We start from the raw sequence: 26352 nt of genomic DNA, 5'->3' as shown, positions 1-26352 counted from the left end.
ATGACGACATTAAGCAAGAAAAAAAGCTCGTTAAATAAAATTCTCGTATACGTTGGGCTAATTGTAGGTGCTTTATTATCGGTTTTCCCGCTGTACTGGATGTTTGTTATGGCGACCAATCCGAACCATGTCATAAACCAAACACCACCAGCGATTGTACCAGGTGATAAGTTGGTTGAAAACTTTCAAAATGTGTTAGCAAATATTGATTTCTTCGGAGCGATGACGAATTCTTTTATCGTTGCATCCGTTACAACAATTGGAGTATTGTTTATTTGTTCTCTTGCTGGTTTTGCATTTGCGAAGCTTCAGTTTAAAGGGCGCGATAAGCTGTTTATCATCATCCTAGTTACTATGATGATTCCGCCGCAATTAGGATTAATTCCACAATATTTTATTATTACGAAGCTTGGTTGGTTAAATGATTTAAAAGCTATCATTATTCCGGGTCTTATTAATCCGTTTGGGATCTTCTGGATGCGTCAATATATAAAAGAAGCAATTCCTGATGAGCTCATTGAAGCAGCAAAAATGGATGGATGTGGACTATTCCGTATATACTGGAATATTGTTGTTCCTTCTATTTTACCAGCGTTTGCAACACTAGGAATTTTAACGTTTATGTTTATTTGGAACGACTTCTTATGGCCGTTGACGGTGTTAAAAGATGAAGCGTACTATACGATTCAAATTGCTATTCGTACACTTCAAGATGCATATGTGAAAGATTATGGTATGATTTTATCTGGAACGTTCTGGTCGACTTTACCTTTAATCGTAGTCTTCTTAATCTTTAACAAGCTCTTTATTTCAAGCTTAACTCAAGGAGCTGTTAAGCAATAATTTGCCTGACAGGTTGAATCTTTCGAATAATTTTGGACGTAATATATAATAGAAGTAGTACATTCATGTGAGAAGGGATTAGATGAAAGTTACCATTAAAGATATTGCCAAGTTAGCTGGTGTTTCACCAGGGACAGTATCGAAAATTATTAACAACTATCAAGACGTGGGAGAGGAAACGAAGCGTAAAGTATTGAAAATCATGGAGGAAACGGGATATACAGCCGTTCGTGCTCAAAAAGAGGCTTCCTACCGTTCCAATGTCATCGGTGTTATTTACGCCGGAAAAATTAATGCAGATTTTAACCACCCGTTCTTTATTGAAGTGATGAATGCTTTCCGAAAATCCATTGGAATACTCGGTTACGATCTTCTTTTCTTTTCGAGTGAACAGGAGAAAGGAAAAGAAGACTACTATCAACGGGCGATGCATCATAAAGTAGATGGGGTATTTATTATTAGTGGAGAAGAAGTGCAGCCGTCGATTTATGAGTTAGATAAAAGTAGCATCCCTTGTATTGGTGTAGATATTCAGCTAGAAGGAAATCAATCAGCTTATATCATGACTGATAACTACAAGATTTCCTCTAAAGTCGTCGAGCATTTTTATTTAAATGGTTATCGAGAAATTGGATTTATCGGAGGGTTACCTGGTTCAAAAATTGGCCAAATGCGTGAAGAAGGTTTTCGGAATACGATGGCAGAGTTCGGACTTTCTGTTACCGAAGAGTGGATTACAAATGGTGATTTCTTTACGGACAGCGGGTATTTAGCAATGAAACAAATGCTTCGTTCACCAAAAGGTAGACCACAAGCTGTGTTTGCGACATCGGATTTAATGGCCTTTGGAGCGATGAAAGCCATTAAGGAGCATGGTTTGAAAATTCCAGAAGATATTGCGCTTGTCGGGTGTGATGATGTTGAGGCATGTAATTATACTGATCCACCCCTAAGTTCGGTTCATCAAGATAAAAAGAAAATTGGACGATTGGCCGCTTACATGCTTCATGACATGATTAATAACCAAATTCAACCGAGTGCTGTCATGGTCGAACCTGAGTTAATTGTTCGGGAATCTTGTGGTAGCCACGAAAGTAAAATGAACTAAACGATTGTTGATTTTAGTTATAATACGAAAGGCGGAAGATTTCTTAAGGGTAGTTACGGCTACTACCGTCTAGCGAACTGGCTATAAGTCGATATCTGCTCGTATTCCTCGCAGTATCTTCTTTATCTCAGTCGTTCGTACGTCACTAGGCAGTCGCCGTCTTTCACTTTAAGTAAGTCATCATTTCATGACCAAAAAGCAACGGTTTTAAACGAAAACAGTCGAACAAAAAAAGCATCGGTTAGATGCTTTTTTTATTTGTTACAGAAAGTTTAAGTTCAATAAAGTGTTATTGTGTTCTCTTTTCAGTTTTTTGGTGTCTAGCGCCAAGCGCCGTCAGCTCGGGTCGCTTCGGCCCTGCTGTGGCGACGGAAGCCTCCTCGCAGGCGCTTGGCGCTTTTTTCTGTGAAAATAAAAATTACCTATGAGCTGAATGATCGATCATGATAGGTAGATGGTAGAAAGGAAACCCCGGGGAGAATAAGTTTTCATATCCGGGGTGCGAGTGTAAAATCATGTGTGTTTCTGAACAATCATTCTTTTAGCTTGCAAGTTATTAGCAGAAAGGCTTTTATTTTACTAACGTTTGCTGTAATCTATTCACCTCAGCCATTATTTTTTCTTCATCAATGGTTACACATTCCCGATCTTTTACGATTTGTTTTCCGTCAATGTATACATCGGTCACGTCTTGCCCATTCGCCGCATAAAGCAAGTGGGAATAGGCTTCGCTAACAGGCTGGAGATGAGGTTTTGATGAAGCATCGATGGTTATAAAGTCCGCGCGTTTACCAATCTCAAGCGAACCGACTCCATTCATTCCAATTGCTTCTGCACCGATACGAGTGGCCATCGCTAATGTAGTTTTTGCATCCATTTTTGTCGCATCTTTGTACGTACCTTTTTGAAGAAGGGCGGCAGTTCTAGCTTCTTCAAATAAATCGAAGTTATTGTTGGACGCTACACTATCGGTAGCAATTCCGACTTTAATGCCGGTCTCTAGCAATTTAGGTATATCAGCGATTCCTGATCCAAGTTTTAAGTTACTGATTGGATTATGAGCTACACGTACATCATACTCTTTTAAAATCTGTCTTTCCTCGTCGTTTAAAACAACTCCATGAGCGATGAGCGTTGGCTGATGGAATATTTGGGAGCGGAGCACATGTTCCACTGGACGAACACCGTACTGGGAGAGGATTGTTTCAACTTCCCCTTCTGTTTCAGACAGGTGGATATGAATAAATAAATCATGTTCTTTTGCGATTCGTGCACTTTCTTCAAGTGCATGAGGTGTACATGTATATGGGCTATGCGGAGCAACCATTGTCGTTAAACGCCCATCAGCAAAAGATTTATATGTTTTAGCGAATCGTTCAGCTTCCCGTAAATTTTGTTGTTGCTCTTCTTTCGTTCCGAAACTAAAAATGGTATGAGAAAACGCGCCGCGAATGCCTGTTTTGGTTAGAGCATCCATAATTGCATCCGGATCAATGTTGTTTGGATTATACATATCGTTAAATGTTGTTGTACCGGACTTTATCATCTCTAGCACACCTAGTATAGAGCTTGCAACACCGATTTCTGGTGTGAATTTATTTTCAAGAGGCCATATTTTCGTTTCCAGCCAAGGTTTGAGTAACATATCATCACCGATTCCACGCAATATCGTCATGACAATATGCGAGTGTGTATTGACTAGCCCTGGCATCACCCATTTTCCCTGTAAATTTACTTTTTCAGTAGATTGATGAAACAGTTCCTTTTTAAAAGGCCCCATATAGGTGATTTCACCATTCTCTTCTAGTAACAGTCCATTTGAGATTACTTCGTTCTGCTCGTTCATTGTAAAAAATGTACCATTATGAAATGCTTTCATCTATTCATCTCCTCCTAAAATTGCACCCCATCTAACGACAAATAAATTTCTGTTAGAGTATCAAATTATTGCACGAAAGTAAACAACAAGGAAATGATGAGCGTGTTGTTGAATACTGGAATAAAGAACATTATATAGTAGGTGATGGAGATGAAAGATGTGACAATTCGGTCTATAGAAGAATCGGATTATGAAGTTTTGTATCAATTGAAGTATGGCGATGAACAGCCAGAGTGGAAAAAATGGGATGCCCCGTACTTTCCATTAAAGCCAAAAACTTTTAAGGAATTTTGTCACGAAATGGACGAGAAGAGAAAAGAGAAAGTTCCGATGGAAAAAGGAATCGAAGTAGATGGTGAACTGATTGGTACAGTGTCTTACTACTGGGAGCACAAGCCATCCAATTGGCTTGAAGTTGGGATTGTTATTTATAACCCACAGTATTGGAATGGTGGATATGGAACGAAAGCTCTTTTACAATGGTTCGATGAATTATTTACTGATATGCCTCTTGTACGGGTAGGACTGACTACATGGTCAGGGAATGTGCGGATGATGAAATGCGCTGAAAAATTAGGTATGAAGCTGGAAGGGCGACTACGCAAATGCAGAAAGTATAACGGAAAATATTATGATTCTATTCGCATGGGTATTTTACGAGAAGAATGGGAACCCACCAACTCGATTAGTTGGTAGGTTAGTAGGCTGTATCTTTACGTTTAACCCACTTGGCTGTTATCCATTTTATAATATTAAAGGCAACATACCCGAAAAATGTTCCGAGTGTGTTTAAAATGAGATCATCAATATCCAATGAACGAAATGGAATGAACCATTGAGTGATTTCAACCATCAAGGAAGTGATCAGGCCTAACAAAACGATCTTCTTCCACGAAAGTGTTGGACGAAGAAACGCGAGAGATAACCCTAGTGGGACAAATAAAAGAATGTTGCCACCAATGTTGCGGAGGGGAACCATGAAATAAAAATGTTGTAGCGATCCGAAAATACTATTAAATGGAATGAGATTATAAGATTTCATCTCATATTCGAGATCGATAAAGGTGTATTGTTCCATAAAAAAAGGAAATGGAGCAATCGTATACGAATATATAAAGGTGAGTGAAAACAAAAAGAGACTGTACTTCATCTCAAGGTGAAAATCCACTCGCTTTCGACTAATTGAAAGAATTAGGCGAATGATAATCCAACAGATGAAGACAGGGATGAGAATAGTAAGAAAATCTGGTACTAGCATAACAGGCTCCTTTCGAGGTAGATAAATACAGTATTGTATTTTAATAGAAATTCTTTTTGTTTGTCCAACCATTTATAAGGAGGAATTAGATGAAAAGTAGAGCTTTTAAAGAAACGTGGGATTTAGATGTGTTTTTTGAAGGAGGAAGTGCTTCCGAAGCATTTGAAAACTACCTAAAACAAATTCAAGCCGAATTAGATACGTTGCAAACCCATGTTCAATCGGTTTCATCCATTCAATCGTTGCAAGAAGTGATTGATGTTTATAAAGATGTGAGCATGAAAATGGTGGAGGCTAGTGCTTTCGTTAGCTGCTTAAAAGCTCAAAATACCGCTGATGAAAGAGCGGAGATGCTCGAAATTGAACTGACAGCTTTATTCGCGAAGCTTGACAATGCGTTAACGGTGCTTGATCAACAGATGGTAAATATTCCGGATACCGAATGGGAAGAAGGAATCGATACGCCACCTTTAAATGAAATTAAGTTTGTATTAAATGAAAGAAGAGAAAAAGCAAAAGAGTTATTATCTGTTGATGAGGAGATGTTAATTCAATCATTAGCAGTGGATGGCTACCATAGCTGGGGACAAATGTATGATACGATTGTGTCGCGCATAACGATTCCCGTTGAAGAGGGAGAAGAAGTAAAAGAGTTATCCGTCGGACAAGCGTATAATAAATTTTCTGACTTGGATCGAAATGTACGGAAAAAAGTATTTGAAGAATGGGAAAAAGCTTGGGCCAATGAAGCCGATTTATTCGCCCGCACGCTAAATCATTTAGGTGGTTTCCGACTATCAGTCTATGAAAAACGAGGCTGGGACGATGTATTAAAGGAACCTCTTGAATTAAACCGAATGAAAAAAGAAACACTTGAGGCGATGTGGTCCGCCATTGAGGAAAATAAAGAACCATTTGTCCGCTATTTAAACCGAAAAGCAGAGCTTTTAGGGTTAGATGGACTGCACTGGTATGACTTAGATGCACCGATTGGCAAAGTCGAAAGCAAAGTGTCTTATCAAGAAGGGGCGGAGTTTATATTAAAACAGTTCAGTCAGTTTGGCGAACAGTTGACGAACTTTACAGAGCGTGCTTTTTCAGAACGATGGATTGAAGCAGAAGACCGTCCACAAAAAGCGCCAGGTGGTTTTTGTACGTCTTTTCCAGTAAGTCAGCAGTCTCGTATATTCATGACGTTCTCAGGCACGCCGAATAACGTTTCAACCTTAGCCCATGAGCTAGGGCACGCTTTTCATTCTTATGCTATGAAAGAAGTTCATCCACTTAACTGTGACTATGCAATGAACGTTGCGGAAACGGCATCGACCTTTGCCGAGTTAATTGTATCGACGGCAGCAGTAAAACAAGCGAGTTCAAAAGAAGAAAAGCTTGCATTATTAGATGATAAGCTCCAGCTAAGTGTGGCGATGTTTATGAACATCCATGCACGTTTCATATTTGAGACTTCCTTTTATGAAGAGCGGAAAAAAGGTTGGGTGTCAAAAGATCGTCTCAATACGTTAATGGAGAATGCGCTTGAAAGAGCTTATTGCGGTGCCTTGAAAGAATATCACCCTCATTTCTGGGCTTCAAAGCTTCACTTCTATATAACGGATTATCCGTTTTATAACTTCCCGTATACATTCGGGTACTTATTCTCGCTAGGTGTGTATAAACGTGCCGTAGAAGAAGGAGAAGGCTTTGAGGAAAAATATATGGCGTTATTAAAAGATACAGGTTCAATGACTGTTGAAGATCTAGCGATGAAGCATTTGCAAGTGGATTTAACGAAAAAAGAATTTTGGCAAAATGGTCTCAAAATGGCCATTGAAGAAGTCGAAGAATTTTTAACCCTCTCCGAAGACTTAGTATAAAAATGTTAGCCAAGAAGAACTCACTTCTTGGCTTTTCATTTGAAAGGAGGAAAGTCTTTGAATGAATGACTTCCTTACACCTCTTCTCATGCTCATGATGGTGATAGGTCTTATATGGATATTTCGGAAGCGAGAAGAGGATGAACGTCATTTAGGATGGAAACTAGTTGGCTATTATTTGTTAGGAACCTTCTCTTTTCAACAAGAGACGTATGCGATTCCAATTGGATATATGATTTTTTGGTTTTTAAAACCTAAGTGTAATAAGAAAGTAAAAACATATGCCGCAACATTTGGTTTCATAATGTTTTTACTGTTTATCGGGATACAATATGTTCAGCACCTATCGTTCGAACATTCAGTAACGCTTGAAACGAAGGAGAATACATTTGAAGATTGGTCGTTTACATCGTTATATGATGCGTTTGAGAACAAGATGCCAATAGAGGAGAACATAAAGGTAAACTATTACGGCATTGAATGGGCGGAGAATGGTCATTTTAACCGGATGACTTTTGAATTTTTGGATATCCATGAAAATGTCCGTTATGTGATGGAGTATGAAGGAGAAAATGAGGTAACAATGTGGAGCGAACGCATCGGTGTAGGGACTGTTCATTCTTCTACAAAGCTTTCGACAAAAGCGTTCATGTCTTTCCTAGATTCCATTGATTTTAATGATTTTCATACAGAGGAAGAGTACTATGTTTTATATGGTGATGGAACTATTTCAACTCAGTTAACGAATGATATAGACTTATATCGAATCGAAAGAGGGGGGATGACGGAGGTTGAAAGGGAGGTCATTCCTGAACAGGTTCATTTAATGACATTATGTCCGAAACCAAATGAAGATGCCGAACACTGCAGGCAAAGGAAGCACTATATTTTCGAAACAATCGAACGCTAGAATTGAAAAAGGCGGGTGAGGTTACCTCTCCCGCTGGTTTTTATGTTTCGTATGAACAGATAAATAGACGAGGGCCAATAATCCAAAAATGCCGAATCCAAATGCAATAAGTTCAGGGATGGTCGTTGGAACCTGTAAAGCAGAGAAGAGAACTAAAATGGAAACTAAAACTAACAGAACATTAACGATTTGATTCATCGTACCACCTCTTGATTGCATCTGTATAAAATATCCCAAAATAAGTATTTCACTCAAATCGATTCAATATGTGTAAAAGTGTATCATAAATGCAGGTAAAAAAAACAGAAAGTTTTGTCGAATTTCAAAAATAAGCGAAAAAGCATAACCTATTGGTGAAAGAAGTAGGACAAATGAAATTCGGGATATATGGAAAGAAGGAAAATAATCGTAGTAAAAATGAAAAGGTCTGTACCTTAAAAAGTACAGACCTTTTGCCTAACGTGGCGAGGGTATTACTAAAACGGATGAGGTAATGGCCCAAGTAGTTGAGATTACCGCCCAAGTGGACGAGGTAATGACCCAAGTAGTCGAGGTTACCGCCCAAGTGGACGAGGTAATGGCCCAAGTAGTTGAGGTTACCGCCCAAGTGGATGAGGTAATGGCCCAAGTAGTTGAGGTTACCGCCCAAGTGGACGAGGTAATGACCCAAGTAGTCGAGGTTACCGCCCAAGTAGTTAGAGCTATCACCCAACCCTGTTGAAAAACACGCCTACTAGTTATTCTTTCTCCCAGTATCGAATGTAATCAAAGGTCGAAGTAGGGACAACTTCGACGACATTTCCTTCATTGTCCACATATACTTCATATTCTCGATAGGTTTCAACCCAATAGTCTCCAACCCGTTCACGTTTTTCAAAGCGCTTCTCTAATGTAAAGGAGAGAATTTCCTCTTCTTCTGTATTAACAGGTGTTGAATCGGAGTCGATATCTCCGATGACCACCCGGTCATCCTGCATGACCATTTCGTAATCGATATGAGCTACGACAGCAAAAATAATGACAATGGGAGCAAGAAAAGATATACGACTGACTATTTTCCTCAACGTTTACACCACCCTTTGGAAAAATCTTATGCAAGTCCATTCGAAAATCTGCCTATATTTATAGGATAATTTGAATAAAAAACGAATGTGTATAAGAGGGAGGGATATCAATGGAAATTGTGGAGGTAAAGGAAGAACGGTTTGAAGAAGCTTTGGCATTATCAGAATATGCATTCCAATATAAAGTGCCTGAAAATGAGCGGCAGGATCGAATCAATATGTATCGTTCGCATACTGTTTTCGGGATATTTAATGATGGGAAGCTCTCAGCAAAGTTACATATCATTCCATTTGAAACTTATTTAGGGGCAAAAAAGGTGAAGCTTGGGGGAATTGCAAGTGTTGCAACGTATCCGGAATTTAGACGAAAAGGGTATGTGAAAGCACTGATTCACCATGCCTTAAAGTATATGAAAGACAATCAGTTTTCTCTTTCGATGCTTCATCCATTTGAAGTGTCTTTTTATCGGAAGTTTGGGTGGGAATTGTTTTCGAACTTGCTAAAAAGCGAGTTAGAGAAAAAGGATTTAGTCCCGATGGAATCGGTAAAGGGGACGATCAGACGTTTCACAAAAGACAGTCATCCCTCCATTATTGAACAGTTGTATGAAACGTATGCGGAACAATTTTCAGGTATGCTTGTACGAAATAAAGAATGGTGGCTCCAACAGGTGTATAGCAATCATGCGGCTGTATATTATGATGCACAAGATCAAGCGTGTGGGTACATGATGTATGATGTGGAAAAGTCGAAAATGCATGTTGAAGAATTTGTTGCGCTCTCAGAAGAGGGAAGAAGAGGATTGTGGAATTTTATTTGTCAACATGACTCAATGGTAAATGAAGTACACATGACGACTTTCGATCAAGAAGAATTATTCTTTTCATTGGAGGAGCCGCGTATAAAGCAAGAGAGGAAGCCATACTTCATGGCTCGGGTTGTTGATGTCGGAGCAATACTTCATGAATACCCGTTTGATTGGTCTAATCAAGAAAGGTCCATTATCCTACATTTAGTGGATGAACAAGCCCCTTGGAATAACGACTCATTTCAACTAGATGGTGAAAAAATAAAACGGGTCGATCGTATGAAAGAAGGAATTCATCTTTCTGTTCAATCGTTAGCAACTATTTTATTGGGATACAAGCGTCCTCAAACGATGCAGCGGATGGGGCGAGTGAAAGGGGATATAACCCAGATTAAAGAACTTGAAAAGCTTGTGCCAAACCGTCCATCGTTTTTTTATGACTTCTTTTAAAAGAAAATGGATCGAAACCTTAATGAAAAGGTTTCGATTTTTTATTTGACAATGAGAATCAATATCATTTATGATGAAATTAAATGAGAATGCTTTTCAATTATGAGGTGCTTACAATGAAGAAAATCCTTCTAATCTATACAAGTATGAGTGGGAATACAGAATCTATCGCTCAAGAGATTGTGAACGGGATCAAGCGGACAGGGGAAGAAGTAGAAGTTCTCGAGCTATTTGAAGTGGAATCCCTCTCTCTTCTTTCAGAATACGACGGTATTTTGCTAGGTGCTTATACATGGGGAGATGGGGAGTTACCGGATGAGTTTATTGGTTTTTATGAAGAATTGAATGACCTAGATTTAAGAGGAAAGGTATGCGCGACGTTCGGTTCAGGAGATACAATGTATCCGCAATTTTGTGCCGCAGTTGATTTATTGGAGATGAAATTACGTGACCGAGGAGCAACGATTGTTCAACAAGGGTTGAAAATAGAGTTTTCTCCAGAGGGAGAAGAGATAGAGGTGTGTCGGATGTTTGGGGAACAATTCGCACAAAAGATGCAGCTTGTTTCTATATAGGAGGTGTTTCGTTTGAATCCAAATGATGTACAAGTACAAATTCAAACGATGACTGATCAGCATCTAGAAACGTTCATTCGTTGTCCACAGCGTTTTTATTATCAATTTTTACTTAAAGAAAGAGGGCGAGCGCACATCACTTGGGAAGAATCGTTGCAACAATTGATTAATAAAGTTGTTCACCAATTTTTCTTATTTCCCCGCCATAAACGAAATAACCATCAGCTTATTATGCTCATTCACGAACATGCGAAACACCTTTCGTATCATGCCTTTGAATCGAAGGTACACTATGTTACAGCGCTTGCAAAAATAACAGATCATCTTCTTGCCTTTTTAAAGCAAGATACTATGAATACAGAACCGATTATTTTATATGAAAAATGGAGTACCTACATAGAAGAAGTTAAAGCAAGAGTGTCCATTTTATTTGAAGTAGTAGAAGGGAAAGATGAGGCATTTGTGATAAAAAAATTTGTTACGTCCTTTGATGAATCGCTCACCAAGTTATTTGATCATTTAATGACTGTATTTTCATTGGAAGCTTTTCAAAAGTTACCTGAACGAATTGAAGTATATTCCCTTTTGAATGGGAGAAAACATGTTTACAGACCGTGTGAAGCGGATGTGGCAACTGGATATGATTACCTTCAATTGCTAAAGGAAAGTGTCGAGTACCCTGCTGGTTATATGAAAGCCGACGATCAATGTGAGCAATGTCCATTTCAGAAAAAGTGTGAAAAAGTTCAAGTTGAACGGCCATTTTATCATTAGAGGAGGGGGTTACGTATGTTTACAGACTTTATTGTTTTATCATCGTTTACGCACCAAATCGATTGTTTTTGTCCATGTTGTTATGAAGATGAGGTTATTATGTTTAAAACAGGAGATCAGCTTATTTTAAAGGATGAACACCGCCATATCCCTGAATTAGGAACGTACATCTTAGTTGAAGTAAATAATGAGAAGGAGTATTTTATTTCCCTGGCTGATCTTGAATCTTACTATTTACAAGAACGCATTTGCTCCTTTATGGATATTTCATTAAAAGAGAATTATTTAAAGTATAAAATTGATGAAGCATTAAAAGTGCGGAATGAGGATAATTTCCGGACGTATGTTCAGCAGTACAAACAAATTCAACAGTTGCAGCAACGATTGCAAGAGAAGAAGGTGTCTAGAATTCATTTCTAGCACCTTTTTTGTATCAAAAAAAAATCACCCGATTATTTTCGGGTGATGAAGAATGGGGGAATACTTGGAATCTAGCTCCATTATCGCCTGATTTTTCAGATGGTATACATAGATTGCGAAAAAAAGTTGGGAATTTCATTGACAAGATTTGTTATGAGTACCTAATATGTTAACTATAAAAGTAAATTAGTTTACTTAATTTGAAAGGTGTGAAATGGGGGATGGACAATCTCTTCAATGTTCGAATGCGTGCAGCTAAAGGAGGCGCACATGAAGAAGGGGGGAGGCATATTTCAGGAGGTGAATTAATCACTACTCATGAAGAACTTAGAAAGCAAATCCATAGGCTCGTAGACAAAGCTTTCGCTCACTCAAGAGGAATGCCTGACTTTTTCCAGGTGAAGGTAGAAGTAATCGAGAGCCCATTAAGCTTCGTTCCACCGCTATCGCCCATTCACTATGTCGTACCATCTGTTTTAAAGGGACGTTTATTAGCAAAAAAACGTTTAGCAACCTGTGGAATTAACGATCTCGTTATTGAAAAAGCGTTTCAACTATTAGAAGAACATTCCCATGTTCGCGGTGCTCTAATAATTGATGCCAAAACAGGAGAGCGATTGGATAAAAATTTTGATCGAGGAGTACGAGTATCAGCCTTTTCTTGGAAAGAACAAAGTTATGAAGAATGGTTAAGCCGACATCGGTTAACAAAACAGGAGCGGATGAAGGATGCCGTCGCTCTCGCTTCGAAAGTTTGTGCACATCCATGGACCGTTGCAGAAGTCTGTTGGTCGGATGATCCGGACTATGTAACTGGCTATGTAGCAAGCTCTACATTTGGGTATGAGCGAATTTCTCATATGAAAAAACGAGGGGATGAACGAGGGGGACGACTCCTATTCGTTGAAAATTATGATGAAACATATCTTCGCTATTTAGAAGAAAAACCGGTGTGGATTGGATGGGAGGAATTAGGATGAATTTAGTGGAAAAGAGTCAAAAATACCTTTGGTTACCGTTTACGCAAATGAAGGATTATGATGAAAATCCGCTTATTATTGAGAGTGGAAAAGGGGTAAAAGTAACGGATATTTACGGAAAGGAATATTATGATGCCTTTTCTTCGGTGTGGTTAAACGTTCACGGGCATCAAAAGCAGGAGCTAAACGATGCGATTATTGCTCAACTTGAACGAATTGCCCATTCGACATTGCTTGGGATGACGAATGTGCCGGCAACGGAGCTGGCTGAAAAACTTGTACATATTGCACCTAATTCGCTTACAAGAGTTTTTTATTCGGATAGTGGTGCAGAAGCAATGGAAATTGCTTTGAAAATGGCTTTTCAATATTGGCAAAACCTTGGCGAAACAAAAAAACGAAAGTTTATTTCTATAAAAAACGGCTATCACGGTGACACGATAGGTGCAGTGAGTGTAGGGGCAATCGAGCTATTTCATCAAGTTTATGGTCCGCTTATGTTTGAAAGCTATAAAATCCCTGTACCATATGTGTACCGTCATGATTCGGGGGATGCTGCTCTTTGTCGAGATGAATGCTTAAACGAGCTTGAACTTCTATTACAAGAAAAACACGAAGAAATCGCGGCCTTGTCAATTGAATCGATGATGCAAGGGGCGGGTGGAATGATTTTAATGCCAGAAGGCTATTTATCTGGTGTTCGTGAGCTTTGTACAAAATATAATGTGCTTATGATTGTCGATGAAGTAGCGACTGGTTTTGGACGAACAGGGAAAATGTTTGCTTGTGAGCATGAAGGTGTCGAACCAGACTTAATGGCTGCTGGAAAAGGGATAACAGGAGGATACTTGCCAATTGCGGTTACATTTGCAACAGAGAAAATTTATGAAGCTTTTTACGCTGATTTCACCGAAATGAAAACATTCTTCCACGGTCACTCTTATACGGGCAATCAGCTTGGCTGCGCTGTTGCTCTTGAAAACTTACGATTATTTGAGCGCGATCATATTGTGGAAAAAGTCGAGCAACACTCTATCTATGTACAATCTTTACTAGAAGAAATTAAAGAACTTCCACATGTAGGTGATATTCGTCAGCTTGGATTTATGTGTGGAATCGAACTTGTCCGAGACAAAAAGACAAAAGAATCGTTTCCATTTGATAGACGCGTCGGCTATAAGACGACGTTAAAAATGAGAGAGCTTGGATTACTTACAAGGCCGATGGGAGATGTGCTCGTGTTTATGCCTCCACTTGTCAGCACTAAAGAAGAATTAAAAAAAATGCTCGATATTTATAAAAGAGCGATTATAGATGTTACAACAAAGGAGGCCCAAGCCATTGCATACCCGTGATTGGTTGATGGACGCTACGGAGCAATTGAAAGCTGAAGGGAAATATCGCCAATTACAAACGATGGAATCGTCTCCCTCTCCAATCGTGACTATTAATGGTCGGCATTATCTGATGGCTGCTTCAAATAATTACTTGAGTCTAGCAGCGGATGAGCGAATAAAGCAAGCAGCGATTGATGCAATCAAAACATATGGGGTCGGCAGTACAGGCTCCAGACTGACGACCGGCAATACCCATCATCATATTGAGCTAGAAGAATCAATCGCCCGTTTTAAAGGTGAGGAGGCATGCTTACTTTTCTCGAGCGGCTATTTAGCAAATGTTGGCGTTATATCTAGTTTAGTAGGAAAAGAAGATTGTATTTTAAGTGATGAATTGAATCATGCCAGCATCATCGATGGGTGTCGGTTAAGTAAGGGAAAAACAATGATTTATCAACATGTGAATATGAAGGATCTAGAAAGCAAGTTGAAAGAATCTCAATCTTATAAACGGCGGTTTATTGTAACGGATGGCGTTTTTAGTATGGATGGGAACATTGCGCCATTACCTAATATTGTGGAACTAGCGAAAAAGTACGATGCATTTGTAATTGTCGATGACGCACATGCTACTGGGGTTCTTGGAGAGAGTGGACGAGGGACGTGTGAATATTATGGAGTGAATGTGGATGCGACGATTGGCACGTTAAGTAAAGCGATAGGAGCCGAAGGTGGATTTGTTGTGGGGAGTCATCAGCTCATTGATTACTTACGGAATAAGGCGCGCACCTTTATTTTTCAAACAGGTCTGCCACCGGCAGTTGCCTTTGCAGCCAATCGGGCCGTCAAAATGATGGAACAAGACCCTGAAAGAAGGCGGCGACTTTATCAATTGCAAAAAAGTTTGCGAAAGAAGTTGCGGAATTTAGACTTTCACGTGTTGGGGGAGGATACCCCAATTATTCCTGTTTTAATTGGTGGAGCGAAAGAAGCTGTTCATTTTGCGGAACAGTTAAAAGAGTTTGGGGTATTTGCACCAGCTATTCGTCCTCCTACTGTACCTGAAGGAATGAGTCGAATTCGATTAACGGTAATGGCTAGTTTTACAGAGGAACATATTGAGATGATTGTTAAAGCATTTGAAAAAGCGCGGACAGTAACGACCCCTAAGTAATCCTTTGAAAGGGACATTCAATAGGGAATATAAACAATATAACAAGCCGCCAAGAAGCTCGAATGGCGGCTTGTTTATTGTTACAGAAAGTTTAAGTTTATTCTCTTTACAGTTTTTTTGGTGTCTAGCTCCAAGCGCCATCAAAGTCGCTTCGGCCCTGCTGTGGCGACGGAAGCCTCCTCGCAGGTCCTAAAGCGCCCTTCGCCTAAGGACTTGTGCTTTTTCTGTGAAAATAAAAATTACCTATGAGCTGAATGATCGATCATGATAGGTAGATGGTAGAAAGAAAAAACCCCGGGGAGAATAAATTTTCATGTCCGGGGTGTGAGTGTAAAATCATGTATGTTTCTTATTCCAGTGAAAGGCTAAGTCTTAATCAAGCTCTAAATGTTTCTTCAACATCGTTTGGTACTCTGCCAATTCTTCTTCGTTTACTACATAATAGGATAGTCGATCAATGGTCTGGTTCGTTCCCTTTTCAAACTGGTGTTGATGAATGTTTGAGGCAGCCGAACGGTAATGCTTTTGAACATCCATCATTTCTTCAAAGCTAAGACTCGTTTTGATATTATCCCCAAGCGCATCAAAGATTCCGTCAAACTTCCAAAGGGAAGATAGGCTGGCACCTTGATCGATAACGGCAGATATGACTTGTTTTTGTCGTAATTGACGTCCGAAATCACCCCGTGGGTCTCCTTTTCGAATCCTTGAATAAACGAGTGCTTCTTCCCCATTAAGGTTCAGTTCTCCTTCTGGGAAATGATACCCTTGATAGTTTAAATCCATATCGTTGACAACAGTGACTCCACCGACCGCCTCGACTATATCAACAAATCCTTCCATATTAACCTGGATATAATGATCAATCGGAATGTCTAACAGATTTTCAACAGAAGCCATGGACATTTCAATACCACCGCGTGCATATGCGTGGTTAATTTTTTCGATCGTTCCATTTCCGACGATTTCCGCTCGCGTATCCCGTGGAATACTTAACATATGAACGGATTCCTCGTTAGGGTTAATCGTCATGACAATCATTGTATCCGAACGACCTTTATCATTCTCACGTTCGTCGACTCCTAATAAAAGAATCGAAAAGGGGTCTTTTTTACTTAAAGAAATCGAACTATCACGCAAGTCCGATTGTCGATCAATCCCCTCATGCATATTTTTGAGTGCACTTGAAAAAGATTGGTAAACGGTAAACGCATATCCGGCACCTACAAGGAATAGAATGGCAACAACCGTTAAGAGAATGCGAAGTTTTCTACGCTTCTTTTTTCTCTCGCGACTTCTTCTCATGGTCTTACATCTCCTTTCACCTACATTGACGTTCTAGCAATCTATCAAGTTTCAACACTATTCTACAATCTCCGAAGTATCTGTTGTATAAGTGTTAACAAAATTGACATGATTTTCTTGTTTTACGTGTAGGAAATGATATAGTCATGTAGTAATATAAGAATGTGAAAAATTTCACAAAGTTATTCCGGTGATTGAAAGGATGAGAAAAAAATGGCGAATGAGCATGTAAATCGAGTAGTGGTAATTGGTACAGGTTTTGTAGGGTCTAGTTATGCGTTTGCTCTTATGAATCAAGGGATTTCCGATGAACTGGTACTCATTGACTTACATGAGAGTAAAGCAATAGGCGATGTCATGGATTTAAATCACGGAAAAGTGTTCGCACCACAGCCGACAAATATTTGGTACGGTGATTATTCGGATTGTAAAGAGGCCGATTTAGTGGTCATTTGTGCTGGAGCGAATCAAAAACCTGGAGAGACGAGAATTGATCTTGTAGATAAAAATATTCAAATCTTTAAAACCATCGTACATTCTGTTATGGAAAGTGGGTTTGACGGAATTTTTCTTGTGGCGACAAACCCAGTTGATATTCTAACGTATGCGACTTGGAAGTTTAGTGGCTTGCCGAAAGAGCGTGTAATAGGTTCCGGTACCATTTTAGACACTGCACGGTTTCGTTACTTATTAGGCGACTATTTTGACGTTGCACCGAACAATGTCCATGCGTATATCATCGGAGAGCATGGGGATACAGAGCTTCCTGTATGGAGTCACGCCGAAATTGGAAGCATTCCAGTCGATCAATTTTTGAAGCGAAATGCATCATATAAGCAAGAAGATTTGGAGAAGATCTTCATGAATGTAAGAGATGCAGCGTATCAAATCATTGAGAAAAAAGGTGCAACGTACTACGGCATTGCCATGGGGCTTGTTCGAATTACGAAAGCCATCCTCCATAACGAAAACGCAATTTTAACCGTATCTGCTTATTTGGATGACGAATATGGAGAAAAAGATATTTACATTGGGGTACCTGCCATTATTAATCGTAGTGGGATTCGTGAGGTGCTTGAGATAGCCTTAAATGAAGCGGAACAGCAACAATTTAAGCATAGTGTAAAAGTATTAAAGGAGATTGTTGCGCCTCGTCTAGCCGATGTCCATCAACCAAAATAATGCATGCTCATTCGAAATGGAGATTATCGCGTGTGCTCATCATCAATATAATAGTAAAAACTGGTTGAATAGTCTTCTGTTTAACCAGTTTTTGCTTTATGCTTAAAGTATTGACGAACTTGATTCGAAAGGAGACGACCGTGGAAAAACTGCAACCCATCAAGGAGACTGAACGACTTGAACTGATTGATATCATTCGTGGGATAGCCATATTCGGGATTTTACTTGTCAATATGGCACACTTTTCGTACCCAGATATGTATATCATGTACTTAAGTGATAACAATTTTATTAAAGAAAGCTGGCATGTACTCGATCATATAACCCGATGGTTGTTAGATGTGTTCGTGCAAGGGAAATTTATTACGATGTTTTCTTTTTTATTTGGCTTTGGGATGGTCATGATGATGGAACGAGCACAACGTAAAGAATTAGCATTTGTACCGCTTTTTACGAAAAGATTAATAGCGCTTTTGGTATTTGGTATCATACATGCTTTTTTTATTTGGGATGGCGATATATTAATGGACTATGCGGTACTCGGCTTCATTTTATTATTGTTTCGTCATTGCAAGCCAAAAACTTTAATCATTTGGGCCCTTTCGCTTTTTGCGCTTTATTCACTCATCCTTTCAGCAATCGGTGTATTGTCTATGACGTTTTCGAATGAAGAGGTGTTTGGAGAGGAATTTATCCTTTCGATGGAAAGAGAAGCACTTCAAGCTTATGATATGTATCAAAATGGAACGGTGATGGAGGTCTTTGCCCAGCGTATACACGATCGCCTCTACTATATGGATGCTTCTGGTATGTGGCCATTTAACCCATTGATGTATTTGTTATTTATGATACCGTATTTTAGTATGTTTTTACTTGGGGCAGCCTTTCATAAGCTACGAATCTTCCAAAATCGAAGCAAACATCGCTCGCTTATGAAACGAGTATTAGTCATTAGCCTTATAATTGGACTCCCAATTAACTTGTTATCAGCTTATGAACCATCGTTTGTAACGGTTGGTGGACCGTTTCTTATGCTTGTCTATGTTATGTCAATCGCATTACTAGTTGACCATCAAGCATGGAAGCTTATGTTAAAGCCATTCGCATCAGTGGGAAGAACGGCGTTTTCAAATTATATTTTCCAATCGATTATTTGTACCACTCTTTTTTATAGCTATGGCTTCGGTTTATATGGAAAAGTAAATCCATTTCTCGGTATCTGGATTTCCATTCTCATTTTTATTTTACAAGTTGTCCTCTCAAAACTTTGGTTACGCAACTATCGAATGGGTCCATTAGAATGGGTATGGCGAACGGTTACTTACGGAGAAGTACAGCCGTTAAAACGTGTAGAAAAAATGAACTGACACTTTTCTCGTGTCAGTTTTTTGTTTTCATAGGTGCATTGTACACGATGTTCTGCTAAGCACCATCGTCTTTAGGAGAATCCGGATTTTCTTTTGCAGCTCTTCATCTCCTTGCAGTCCTTCAGTGAACTTCTCTGATAGCGGCTCTTTTGAGACTACACATAGTAACTCGTTCGTTTCACGTTGTTCTTTTATACATGATTCGATATGATTATTTTATATTGAATTGTTGAGGTGGGTTCATGAAGACGATTGCCGATATCGCCAAAATTGCAGGCGTTGCGAAAAGTACTGTTTCTCGCTATTTAAATGGGGGATCTGTCAGTGAAGCGACGAAGCAAAAGATTGAACAAGCGATCAATGAAACGGGGTACACGCCGAATCCGTTTGCCCAAAGCTTAAAGGCGAAAAAAACAAGCTTCATTGGAACGATTGTCCCTCGCTTAGATTCATATGCGGCGTCGCATACGCTGATGGGAATCGATGAGTATTTAAAAGAACATCACTATCAAATGATTATCTCGAATACGAGTCAAAAGATAGAGCGAGAAATTGAACAAATTTATCATTTTGCGAGCCAAAAGGTTGCTGGCATCATTATGTTAGCAACGGAAATAACGGATGCTCACTTACAAGCCTTTGAAAAGGTGAACATTCCCATTCTGCTTGTCGGGCAAGAACATAAAGAGGTTCATTGTATTCTTCACGATGATTATCAAGCGGCATATGCCATTGGAGAGTATGTACTCCAAAAAGGCCATCGTAAAATCGCTTATTTAGGTGTGACAGAGAAAGATATTGCCGTTGGTAAAAGACGAAAGCAAGGGTTTAAGGCAGCCATAGAAAAGGAAGAATGTGAAGTTCGATTTTTTGAGACGAGCTTCAATAAATTTGAAGCGCAAAATAAAGCTGCAGAGCTTCTCGCTGAGTTTAATCCGACTATTATCGTATGTGCTACGGATAATATCGCCCTCGGAGCGTTGCGTGCCGCTCAACTAAAAGGATTAAAAGTTCCAAAAGATATCTCTATCACGGGGTTTGGGGGGTATGATGTGACGGAGATCATTCATCCAGGGCTTACCACGGCTAAATTTTTCTATCAGGAAGCAGGGAGGATGGCAGCTCAAAACATATTAAACCTCGTGAAAGAAAAAGAAGTGCCTCTCGTTACCGTTTCAAGTTTTGAAATAATTGAACGAGAAAGCGTTGACAGCATTCGGACATTTCATTTATAATGACGGTGAAACCGGTTCCACTTACATTAGTGGTTGGAACCGGTTCCTCAATCGAATAAAATGGAACCGGTTCCGTTCGGTCTCATATATATGAAGGAGGAAGCTATGAAATACGATCAAATTGCGAAGGATATTTTAGAGGCGATTGGCGGAAAAGAAAACATTTCTGCTGCGGCCCATTGTGCTACTCGCTTACGTCTAGTGTTACATGATGAAGGAAAAGTAAATCAAGAAGCGCTTGATAATATGGAAATTGTCAAAGGCACGTTTTCCACAGGGGGACAATTTCAAATTATTTTAGGTTCAGGAACAGTAAATACTGTTTTCAATGAAATGAGTAAGTTGACAGGGATCGAAGGAATGTCAACGAAAGACGTAAAAGATGCTGGAGCGAAAAACTTAAATCCATTACAACGTTTAGTGAAACTTCTTTCGGACATTTTCGTTCCAATTGTACCAGCCATTGTAGCTGGCGGTTTATTAATGGGAATTAACAACTTATTAGTGGCTCAAGATTTATTCATCGAAGGGCAATCTCTTGTCGAAGCTTACCCAGAAATGGCTGATTTAGCAGCGCTCATTAATACGTTCGCGAATGCCGCATTCGTCTTCCTACCAATATTAATCGGATTCTCAGCTACACAACGCTTTGGGGGTAACCCGTACTTAGGGGCAACACTTGGAATGTTAATGGTTCACCCGGACTTATTAAATGGCTGGGGATACGGTGGTGCATTAGCGAATGGAGAAATTCCTGTATGGAGTATCTTTGGCTTTGAAATCGAAAAGGTCGGATATCAAGGGACAGTATTGCCGGTATTAGTTGCGGCATACATTTTATCGAAAACAGAGCAAACGTTACGTAAATTTATCCCATCAGCTTTAGATAATTTATTGACACCGTTATTAACCATCTTTATTACAGGTATTTTAACGTTTACAGCAGTAGGACCAATTACACGCTCAGCGGGTAACTTATTAACAGATGGATTAGTTTGGGTGTATGATACGACAGGGTTTATTGGTGGAGCTATTTTCGGTCTCGTTTATGCTCCGATTGTTATTACAGGTATGCACCACAGCTTCATTGCGGTTGAAACTCAATTGTTAGCAGACATTGTAAAAACAGGTGGGTCATTTATTTTCCCTGTTGCGGCGATGTCTAACGTGGCACAAGGTGCAGCCACTCTTGCCGTATTTATGTTAACGCGTGATGGAAAGATGAAAGGCTTAGCTTCAGCATCAGGTATTTCTGCTTTACTAGGAATTACAGAGCCTGCTATGTTTGGGGTTAACTTAAAGCTTCGCTATCCATTTATCGGTGCAATTATAGGTGCCGCGGTATCTTCAGCATTTATTACACTATTTAAAGTAAAAGCGATTGCGCTAGGAGCTGCTGGATTACCTGGTATCATTTCCATTAAAGCTGGTTCAGTCACAATGTACATTATCGGTATGCTTATTTCTTTCGTTGTTGCCTTTGTCACAACGGTTATTTTAGCTAAACGTGCAGCGAAAAAAGAAAATGTAGCTCAAAAAGCAGCTTAATAGATGAATGACGTTAAAAGGGGGAATCAGGTAGATTCTCCCCTATTTTTTAAGGAGATTGATAGATTATGGAATGGACGAGAGAACAGCGATACACACGAATTGAAGAAGTATCAGAAGAGATGTATGTGGCATTAGAAGAAAAAGTGAAAAAGAGCAAGTGGCGTCAAACATTTCACATTCAGCCACCAACAGGACTGTTAAATGACCCAAACGGATTTTCATACTACAACGGGGAATATCACTTGTTCTATCAATGGTTTCCTCTAGGCCCTGTTCATGGAATTAAATATTGGTATCACACAAAATCAAAGGACCTCGTTCATTGGGAGAATGTCGGAATCGCCATTCGTCCCAATGATGCGATTGATTCTCACGGTGCATACTCGGGTAGTGGAATTGAACACGAAGGAAAGCTCCACCTGTTTTATACAGGTAACACGCGAGATGAACAATGGATTCGCCACCCTTATCAATGTTTAGCCGTTATGGATGACCAGCTGCATATTGTGAAAAGAAAACAAGCAGTTATTGAGGATGTGCCGACTGGTTACACAGAACATTTTCGTGATCCGAAAGTATGGAAGCACAAGGATACATTTTATATGCTCATTGGCGCACAACGTGAAAATGAGACTGGCTGTGTCGTTTTATATTCTTCGAAGGATTTGCTTAACTGGTCTTTTGAAGGCGAAATTAAAACGACATTAGACGAGTTTGGCTACATGTGGGAATGTCCTGATTACTTTGAATTAGATGGAAAAGGAGTTCTCATTTTCTCTCCTCAAGGATTAGAGTCAATAGAAGATGCCTATCAAAATATATATCAATCAGGCTATCTAACTGGTGATGAACTTAATTTAGAAACGAAGACATTTTCACATGATGAATTTCATGAACTAGATCGCGGCTTTGATTTTTATGCACCACAAACGATGGTGGATGTAAAAGGGCGCCGAATTCTCGTTGGTTGGATGGGGCTTCCAGAAATTGAATACCCAACGGATGTAGATGGATGGGCTCACTGTTTAACATTACCGCGCGAATTGTCGATTCAAAATGGGAAGCTGATTCAACGACCGATACGTGAACTGGAGAAGCTACGTAAAAGTGAACATCAGGCAGAATTCATTTTGAAGAATGAAAAACGTACTCACGAATCGTTTAACGGAACTCGTTATGAATTAATTTGTGATTTCACGAATAAAGCAGCTGATCAATTCGGAATTGAAATTCGTGCTAGCAGCGAAGAGAAAACGACGATTTCGTTTGACGTGAAAGAGGAAAAGCTTATCTTTGATCGAACTTTATCAGGAGTTGAAGTTCCAGGAAAAGAATATGGAACGATTCGAAAGTGTCATGTAAAAGGAGAAAGTCTGAAGCTGCATATCTTTGTCGATACGTCTTCGGTTGAATTGTTTGTGAATGATGGAGAAGAAGTGTTTACAAGCCGCATTTTCCCGAAACAAGGAAGTGATGGAATTCGTTTCTTTGCAAATGGTGGAGAGGCAGTTGTACGTGCTAAGATATATGAACTTTCTTCTATGAACGAATCATAATAGATAGAGGTGATTTTGGTGAAACAATTATTTTCAATAGGTGAAGTTTTAATTGATTTTATCCCGTTACAAAAAGGGAAGGCGTTAAAGGATGTGATCGGATTTGAGCGTGCTCCAGGTGGGGCTCCTGCCAATGTGGCTGCTGCTGTTTCGAAATACGGTGGAAAAGCATCCATGATCACCAAGTTAGGAAAGGACGCATTCGGTGATTTTCTCATTGAAGAATTGGAGGCAGTAGGAGTTGAAACGGATAAGATCAAACGAACAAAGGAAGCAAATACAGGACTTGCATTTGTTTCTCTCCGTGAAGATGGGGAACGAGACTTTTCGTTTTATCGTAATCCATCCAGTGATCTTCTTTTAACAGAAGATGAAATAAAAGAGGAATGGTTTGAGAAAGGAGATATTCTTCACTTTTGCTCGGTTGATCTCGTTGAAAGTCCGATGAAATACGCTCATGAAAAAGCGATTCAAGCTGTTAAAGATAATGGGGGAATCGTTAGTTTCGACCCGAATGTCCGCTTGCCGTTATGGGAACATCCGGAAGATTGTCGTAAGACGATATTAGCGTTTCTTCCTAAAGCGCACATTATTAAAATTTCAGATGAAGAACTTGAATTTATTACGGGAATTAAAGATGAACAACAAGCTATCCAAAGTTTGTTTACAGGTGATGTGAAAGCGGTGATTTACACAAAAGGTGCCAACGGTGCGGATCTTTATTTAAAGGACAGCTTTTTCACTTCCAAAGGCTTTAAGGTAGAGGTTCAAGACACAACAGGTGCTGGTGATGCATTTATTGGGGGATTTTTATACAAACTTCTCGAAAAAAAAGCGACCCTTAATAATCTTGAACAACTATTAAAAGAAAACCAAATGGAAATTTTAGCATTTGCAAACGCAAGTGGTGCAATTACCACGACAGGAAAAGGAGCAATCTCCTCTATTCCAACGAACGAGGAAATTGATTTATTTCTGAACAAGAACTAAAAAGAAAATGGATGAGAAACTAAACGGGCCGTGCTCGCTGAAAGCATCCTACGATTAGTGAATAATCAAAACACAAAGAATGGGTGACCCAATCTACTTTTGGGACACCCATTTCAAGCTAAAAGCCTTTTAATTAATATGGTTGCTCGTTTGGGAATTGTGTGGCGACGAATACAATGAGTTGATTTACGATGAACTGTTCAGTATTTCTTCTGGCTCATGAATAAAAGTTACGTGTTCAATTTGATGCAATGCTTCCAATTGTTCTTGCGCAATTCGGGACTTTAACCGAGTGAAAAAAATTTGTTTAAATCCATAGGTCAAGTACATGTTCAAAGCATTTTGGAGTTCTTTTTCCAATCCAAAACCGGAGACTTTTTGATAACGACAATCAATGAGAAGAATAAATTCTATAGGATTAATGGTATCTACCTTTTGAAGAAACTCTTCCTTGTAAGCCGCAACAACTAAGTCATTAAAATAGCCTTCCGAGGTTACGAATACAATCTTTTGGTCTTGTAATACTTCAATCTTATACTTCACGTTGAGTCACCCCTTCTCTTGATAGAAGCTCCTCGCCTTTTCATCAATCGATTGAATGAAAGCACTTTTACCTTTTGTATATTCGGCCGGATTAAAACGGTACAAGTTTGAGAGTGATCGTTTTAACTGGCCATATTCTTTTGCTTTTTCAGGATGAGTACGTAAATAATCGCGAAAAGCTAGATGACGCCCTATTTCAGAATCACCATTTTCAAATATATGCACATGGTGGGTTCTTTTGTCCCCACCTTTAGCAAAAAAACGTCGATTTCGAATACCATTTTCACCGTAGGCTCCATATCCGAGCGATGCCATTTCATTGTTGTACGCATCAACTTTCGTAATATCTCTTACGACAATGAGGAGGTCAATGATAGGTTTTGCGTCTAAATGTTCAATGGCTGTTGAACCAATATGGTGAATGTCTATAGCTTCATCCTTAAAAACGTCCTTCAGCTTCTTGCGCTCTTCTTTAAACATACTTTTCCACTTTTTTTGGTAGGGGACAATTTCCACGGTACGCATTTTTTCACCTTCCTTACCCCATTTTCCACCTTATAAGTCCAATTCCCTATAGTTCAATTCCCTAAATTTCATTCAAAGGGGCTAACTAATTAGTACCTTATCACATCATGGCACATATAAGTAGAGTAAATCTGTTTAAACAATTAAGGAGGAGTAAAACGTAATGAACATGGAAAATATAAATCGTTATATCAACAATGTTATTAAGGTAAATAGAGGTGGTCCTGAGTCGAGAAGTGGTAGTCTTTTATTCGTAGCAAGTGATTATTTAGTATTACTAACTAATGAAGATGGAGTAGTGTACTATAACCTTACTCATGTGAAAAGCGTTACAGCAGATTCAATGCAACAAGAACTAGAGGACTTAGAACAATTGACAGAACCACTTGATTTTGAGCAAATTTTAAACTTCAATATGTTGTTGGAAAATATGAAATATCGCTTTGTAAGAATAAATCGTGGAGGACCTGAGAAAGTGGAAGGGGTTTTGACTGAAATGAATGATGGAGTAGCCACATTAATCTCTAATAACGAAATTATTAATGTTTCAGTTTTCCACATTAAAAATATTAGCCTAGTTGATGAGTCAAAAGAAGAAAAGAAAGAAGAAGCGAAAGAGGAAAATGATTCTAAAGAATAATGG

At 39.2% G+C, this 26352-nt stretch carries 26 protein-coding genes; 19 read left to right on the top strand and 7 right to left on the bottom strand.

What is annotated here, in order from left to right; genetic code table 11:
- Window positions 1–843, top strand: a complete 843-nt coding sequence (locus tag ML543_RS10370; RefSeq protein ID WP_243387292.1) for a carbohydrate ABC transporter permease — start codon at window positions 1–3, stop codon at window positions 841–843.
- Window positions 844–925: 82 nt separating this feature from the next.
- The gene (locus tag ML543_RS10365; RefSeq protein WP_243387291.1) at window positions 926–1951 is read left to right on the top strand and encodes a LacI family DNA-binding transcriptional regulator; all 1026 of its coding nucleotides are present in this window, start codon (window positions 926–928) and stop codon (window positions 1949–1951) included.
- A gap of 571 nt (window positions 1952–2522) precedes the next feature.
- On the opposite strand, the gene ML543_RS10360 is transcribed toward ML543_RS10365, so the two are convergent.
- On the bottom strand, window positions 2523–3830 hold the full coding sequence (locus ML543_RS10360) for an amidohydrolase family protein (protein ID WP_243387290.1): 1308 nt from the start codon (window positions 3828–3830) through the stop codon (window positions 2523–2525).
- A gap of 144 nt (window positions 3831–3974) precedes the next feature.
- On the opposite strand from ML543_RS10360, the gene ML543_RS10355 reads away from it, so the two are divergent.
- Window positions 3975–4526, top strand: a complete 552-nt coding sequence (locus ML543_RS10355; protein WP_243387289.1) for a GNAT family N-acetyltransferase — start codon at window positions 3975–3977, stop codon at window positions 4524–4526.
- A 1-nt stretch (window position 4527) separates the two neighbouring features.
- Here ML543_RS10355 and ML543_RS10350 read toward each other — a convergent pair whose 3' ends face one another.
- Window positions 4528–5088, bottom strand: a complete 561-nt coding sequence (locus ML543_RS10350; RefSeq protein ID WP_243387288.1) for a VanZ family protein — start codon at window positions 5086–5088, stop codon at window positions 4528–4530.
- Window positions 5089–5177: 89 nt separating this feature from the next.
- On the opposite strand from ML543_RS10350, the gene ML543_RS10345 reads away from it, so the two are divergent.
- Entirely contained in the window at window positions 5178–6962 is a 1785-nt protein-coding gene (locus ML543_RS10345) for a M3 family oligoendopeptidase (RefSeq protein WP_243387287.1), read from the top strand.
- A gap of 61 nt (window positions 6963–7023) precedes the next feature.
- A complete protein-coding gene (locus ML543_RS10340; RefSeq protein WP_243387286.1) occupies window positions 7024–7872 on the top strand; it encodes a hypothetical protein in 849 nt (282 codons plus the stop codon).
- 21 nt (window positions 7873–7893) lie between these two features.
- Here ML543_RS10340 and ML543_RS10335 read toward each other — a convergent pair whose 3' ends face one another.
- Together ML543_RS10335 and ML543_RS10330 are read right to left on the bottom strand one after the other, a co-directional pair.
- Entirely contained in the window at window positions 7894–8070 is a 177-nt protein-coding gene (locus ML543_RS10335) for a hypothetical protein (RefSeq protein WP_243387285.1), read from the bottom strand.
- Window positions 8071–8609: 539 nt separating this feature from the next.
- A complete protein-coding gene (locus ML543_RS10330) occupies window positions 8610–8936 on the bottom strand; it encodes a hypothetical protein (RefSeq protein WP_243387284.1) in 327 nt (108 codons plus the stop codon).
- A 110-nt stretch (window positions 8937–9046) separates the two neighbouring features.
- On the opposite strand from ML543_RS10330, the gene ML543_RS10325 reads away from it, so the two are divergent.
- The 7 genes from ML543_RS10325 to bioF all read left to right on the top strand — a co-directional run bounded on the left by ML543_RS10325 (window position 9047) and on the right by bioF (window position 15455).
- Window positions 9047–10195, top strand: coding sequence for a GNAT family N-acetyltransferase (locus tag ML543_RS10325; protein WP_243387283.1), 1149 nt, complete (start codon window positions 9047–9049; stop codon window positions 10193–10195).
- Between the two features lie 116 nt (window positions 10196–10311).
- On the top strand, window positions 10312–10770 hold the full coding sequence (locus ML543_RS10320) for a flavodoxin (protein WP_243387282.1): 459 nt from the start codon (window positions 10312–10314) through the stop codon (window positions 10768–10770).
- Window positions 10771–10782: 12 nt separating this feature from the next.
- Entirely contained in the window at window positions 10783–11544 is a 762-nt protein-coding gene (locus ML543_RS10315; RefSeq protein WP_243387281.1) for a hypothetical protein, read from the top strand.
- Window positions 11545–11559: 15 nt separating this feature from the next.
- Window positions 11560–11964: an IDEAL domain-containing protein gene (locus tag ML543_RS10310; RefSeq protein ID WP_243387280.1), complete on the top strand. Its 405-nt coding sequence runs from the start codon at window positions 11560–11562 to the stop codon at window positions 11962–11964.
- 221 nt (window positions 11965–12185) lie between these two features.
- The gene (locus ML543_RS10305) at window positions 12186–12944 is read left to right on the top strand and encodes a 6-carboxyhexanoate--CoA ligase (RefSeq protein ID WP_243387279.1); all 759 of its coding nucleotides are present in this window, start codon (window positions 12186–12188) and stop codon (window positions 12942–12944) included.
- Window positions 12941–14299 carry an adenosylmethionine--8-amino-7-oxononanoate transaminase gene (gene bioA / locus ML543_RS10300; RefSeq protein WP_419095372.1) on the top strand — a complete coding sequence of 453 codons (1359 nt, stop codon included), beginning with the start codon at window positions 12941–12943 and terminating at the stop codon, window positions 14297–14299. The genes ML543_RS10305 and bioA overlap by 4 nt, the downstream gene beginning before the upstream one ends.
- On the top strand, window positions 14286–15455 hold the full coding sequence (gene bioF / locus ML543_RS10295) for an 8-amino-7-oxononanoate synthase (protein ID WP_419095371.1): 1170 nt from the start codon (window positions 14286–14288) through the stop codon (window positions 15453–15455). Before bioA ends, bioF begins: the two co-directional genes overlap by 14 nt.
- A 372-nt stretch (window positions 15456–15827) precedes the next feature.
- Here bioF and ML543_RS10290 read toward each other — a convergent pair whose 3' ends face one another.
- Window positions 15828–16760 carry an LCP family glycopolymer transferase gene (locus ML543_RS10290; RefSeq protein WP_243387278.1) on the bottom strand — a complete coding sequence of 311 codons (933 nt, stop codon included), beginning with the start codon at window positions 16758–16760 and terminating at the stop codon, window positions 15828–15830.
- Window positions 16761–16973: 213 nt separating this feature from the next.
- On the opposite strand from ML543_RS10290, the gene ML543_RS10285 reads away from it, so the two are divergent.
- The 6 genes from ML543_RS10285 to ML543_RS10260 all read left to right on the top strand — a co-directional run bounded on the left by ML543_RS10285 (window position 16974) and on the right by ML543_RS10260 (window position 24641).
- Window positions 16974–17942, top strand: a complete 969-nt coding sequence (locus tag ML543_RS10285; RefSeq protein ID WP_243387277.1) for an L-lactate dehydrogenase — start codon at window positions 16974–16976, stop codon at window positions 17940–17942.
- Between the two features lie 140 nt (window positions 17943–18082).
- Window positions 18083–19309: a DUF418 domain-containing protein gene (locus ML543_RS10280; protein WP_243387276.1), complete on the top strand. Its 1227-nt coding sequence runs from the start codon at window positions 18083–18085 to the stop codon at window positions 19307–19309.
- 242 nt (window positions 19310–19551) lie between these two features.
- Window positions 19552–20544 carry a LacI family DNA-binding transcriptional regulator gene (locus ML543_RS10275; protein ID WP_243387275.1) on the top strand — a complete coding sequence of 331 codons (993 nt, stop codon included), beginning with the start codon at window positions 19552–19554 and terminating at the stop codon, window positions 20542–20544.
- 105 nt (window positions 20545–20649) lie between these two features.
- A complete protein-coding gene (locus ML543_RS10270) occupies window positions 20650–22092 on the top strand; it encodes a sucrose-specific PTS transporter subunit IIBC (RefSeq protein WP_243387274.1) in 1443 nt (480 codons plus the stop codon).
- A gap of 68 nt (window positions 22093–22160) precedes the next feature.
- Window positions 22161–23651 (top strand): glycoside hydrolase family 32 protein, encoded by a 1491-nt coding sequence (locus tag ML543_RS10265; RefSeq protein WP_243387273.1) that lies wholly within the window; start codon window positions 22161–22163, stop codon window positions 23649–23651.
- Window positions 23652–23669: 18 nt separating this feature from the next.
- Complete coding sequence (locus ML543_RS10260; RefSeq protein ID WP_243387272.1) at window positions 23670–24641, top strand: carbohydrate kinase family protein; 972 nt, start codon at window positions 23670–23672, stop codon at window positions 24639–24641.
- Between the two features lie 186 nt (window positions 24642–24827).
- Here ML543_RS10260 and ML543_RS10255 read toward each other — a convergent pair whose 3' ends face one another.
- Complete coding sequence (locus ML543_RS10255; RefSeq protein WP_243387271.1) at window positions 24828–25184, bottom strand: hypothetical protein; 357 nt, start codon at window positions 25182–25184, stop codon at window positions 24828–24830.
- Window positions 25185–25190: 6 nt separating this feature from the next.
- On the bottom strand, window positions 25191–25709 hold the full coding sequence (locus tag ML543_RS10250; protein ID WP_243387270.1) for a GrpB family protein: 519 nt from the start codon (window positions 25707–25709) through the stop codon (window positions 25191–25193).
- 163 nt (window positions 25710–25872) lie between these two features.
- On the opposite strand from ML543_RS10250, the gene ML543_RS10245 reads away from it, so the two are divergent.
- On the top strand, window positions 25873–26349 hold the full coding sequence (locus tag ML543_RS10245) for a hypothetical protein (protein ID WP_243387269.1): 477 nt from the start codon (window positions 25873–25875) through the stop codon (window positions 26347–26349).
- Window positions 26350–26352: the final 3 nt, after the last annotated feature.

This window comes from Bacillus kexueae, from assembly GCF_022809095.1.
GTDB classification, from domain to species: Bacteria; Bacillota; Bacilli; order Bacillales; family Aeribacillaceae; genus Bacillus_BZ; species Bacillus_BZ kexueae.
The sequence above is the reverse complement of the archived record's forward strand: the minus strand, read 5'-3'. Positions and strand labels throughout refer to the sequence as shown.

What these genes read in the sequence shown, in the direction of transcription:
- ML543_RS10350 (WP_243387288.1), bottom strand. Translation starts at nt 5,088, where the DNA reads ATGCTAGTACCAGATTTTCTTACTATTCTCATCCCTGTCTTCATCTGT.
- ML543_RS10335 (WP_243387285.1), bottom strand. Translation starts at nt 8,070, where the DNA reads ATGAATCAAATCGTTAATGTTCTGTTAGTTTTAGTTTCCATTTTAGTT.
- ML543_RS10285 (WP_243387277.1), top strand. Translation starts at nt 16,974, where the DNA reads ATGGCGAATGAGCATGTAAATCGAGTAGTGGTAATTGGTACAGGTTTT.
- ML543_RS10245 (WP_243387269.1), top strand. Translation starts at nt 25,873, where the DNA reads ATGAACATGGAAAATATAAATCGTTATATCAACAATGTTATTAAGGTA.
- ML543_RS10365 (WP_243387291.1), top strand. Translation starts at nt 926, where the DNA reads ATGAAAGTTACCATTAAAGATATTGCCAAGTTAGCTGGTGTTTCACCA.
- ML543_RS10355 (WP_243387289.1), top strand. Translation starts at nt 3,975, where the DNA reads ATGGAGATGAAAGATGTGACAATTCGGTCTATAGAAGAATCGGATTAT.
- ML543_RS10265 (WP_243387273.1), top strand. Translation starts at nt 22,161, where the DNA reads ATGGAATGGACGAGAGAACAGCGATACACACGAATTGAAGAAGTATCA.
- ML543_RS10270 (WP_243387274.1), top strand. Translation starts at nt 20,650, where the DNA reads ATGAAATACGATCAAATTGCGAAGGATATTTTAGAGGCGATTGGCGGA.
- ML543_RS10290 (WP_243387278.1), bottom strand. Translation starts at nt 16,760, where the DNA reads ATGAGAAGAAGTCGCGAGAGAAAAAAGAAGCGTAGAAAACTTCGCATT.
- ML543_RS10250 (WP_243387270.1), bottom strand. Translation starts at nt 25,709, where the DNA reads ATGCGTACCGTGGAAATTGTCCCCTACCAAAAAAAGTGGAAAAGTATG.
- ML543_RS10370 (WP_243387292.1), top strand. Translation starts at nt 1, where the DNA reads ATGACGACATTAAGCAAGAAAAAAAGCTCGTTAAATAAAATTCTCGTA.
- ML543_RS10320 (WP_243387282.1), top strand. Translation starts at nt 10,312, where the DNA reads ATGAAGAAAATCCTTCTAATCTATACAAGTATGAGTGGGAATACAGAA.
- ML543_RS10305 (WP_243387279.1), top strand. Translation starts at nt 12,186, where the DNA reads ATGGACAATCTCTTCAATGTTCGAATGCGTGCAGCTAAAGGAGGCGCA.
- ML543_RS10345 (WP_243387287.1), top strand. Translation starts at nt 5,178, where the DNA reads ATGAAAAGTAGAGCTTTTAAAGAAACGTGGGATTTAGATGTGTTTTTT.
- ML543_RS10340 (WP_243387286.1), top strand. Translation starts at nt 7,024, where the DNA reads ATGAATGACTTCCTTACACCTCTTCTCATGCTCATGATGGTGATAGGT.
- ML543_RS10325 (WP_243387283.1), top strand. Translation starts at nt 9,047, where the DNA reads ATGGAAATTGTGGAGGTAAAGGAAGAACGGTTTGAAGAAGCTTTGGCA.
- ML543_RS10275 (WP_243387275.1), top strand. Translation starts at nt 19,552, where the DNA reads ATGAAGACGATTGCCGATATCGCCAAAATTGCAGGCGTTGCGAAAAGT.
- bioA (WP_419095372.1), top strand. Translation starts at nt 12,941, where the DNA reads ATGAATTTAGTGGAAAAGAGTCAAAAATACCTTTGGTTACCGTTTACG.
- ML543_RS10310 (WP_243387280.1), top strand. Translation starts at nt 11,560, where the DNA reads ATGTTTACAGACTTTATTGTTTTATCATCGTTTACGCACCAAATCGAT.
- ML543_RS10360 (WP_243387290.1), bottom strand. Translation starts at nt 3,830, where the DNA reads ATGAAAGCATTTCATAATGGTACATTTTTTACAATGAACGAGCAGAAC.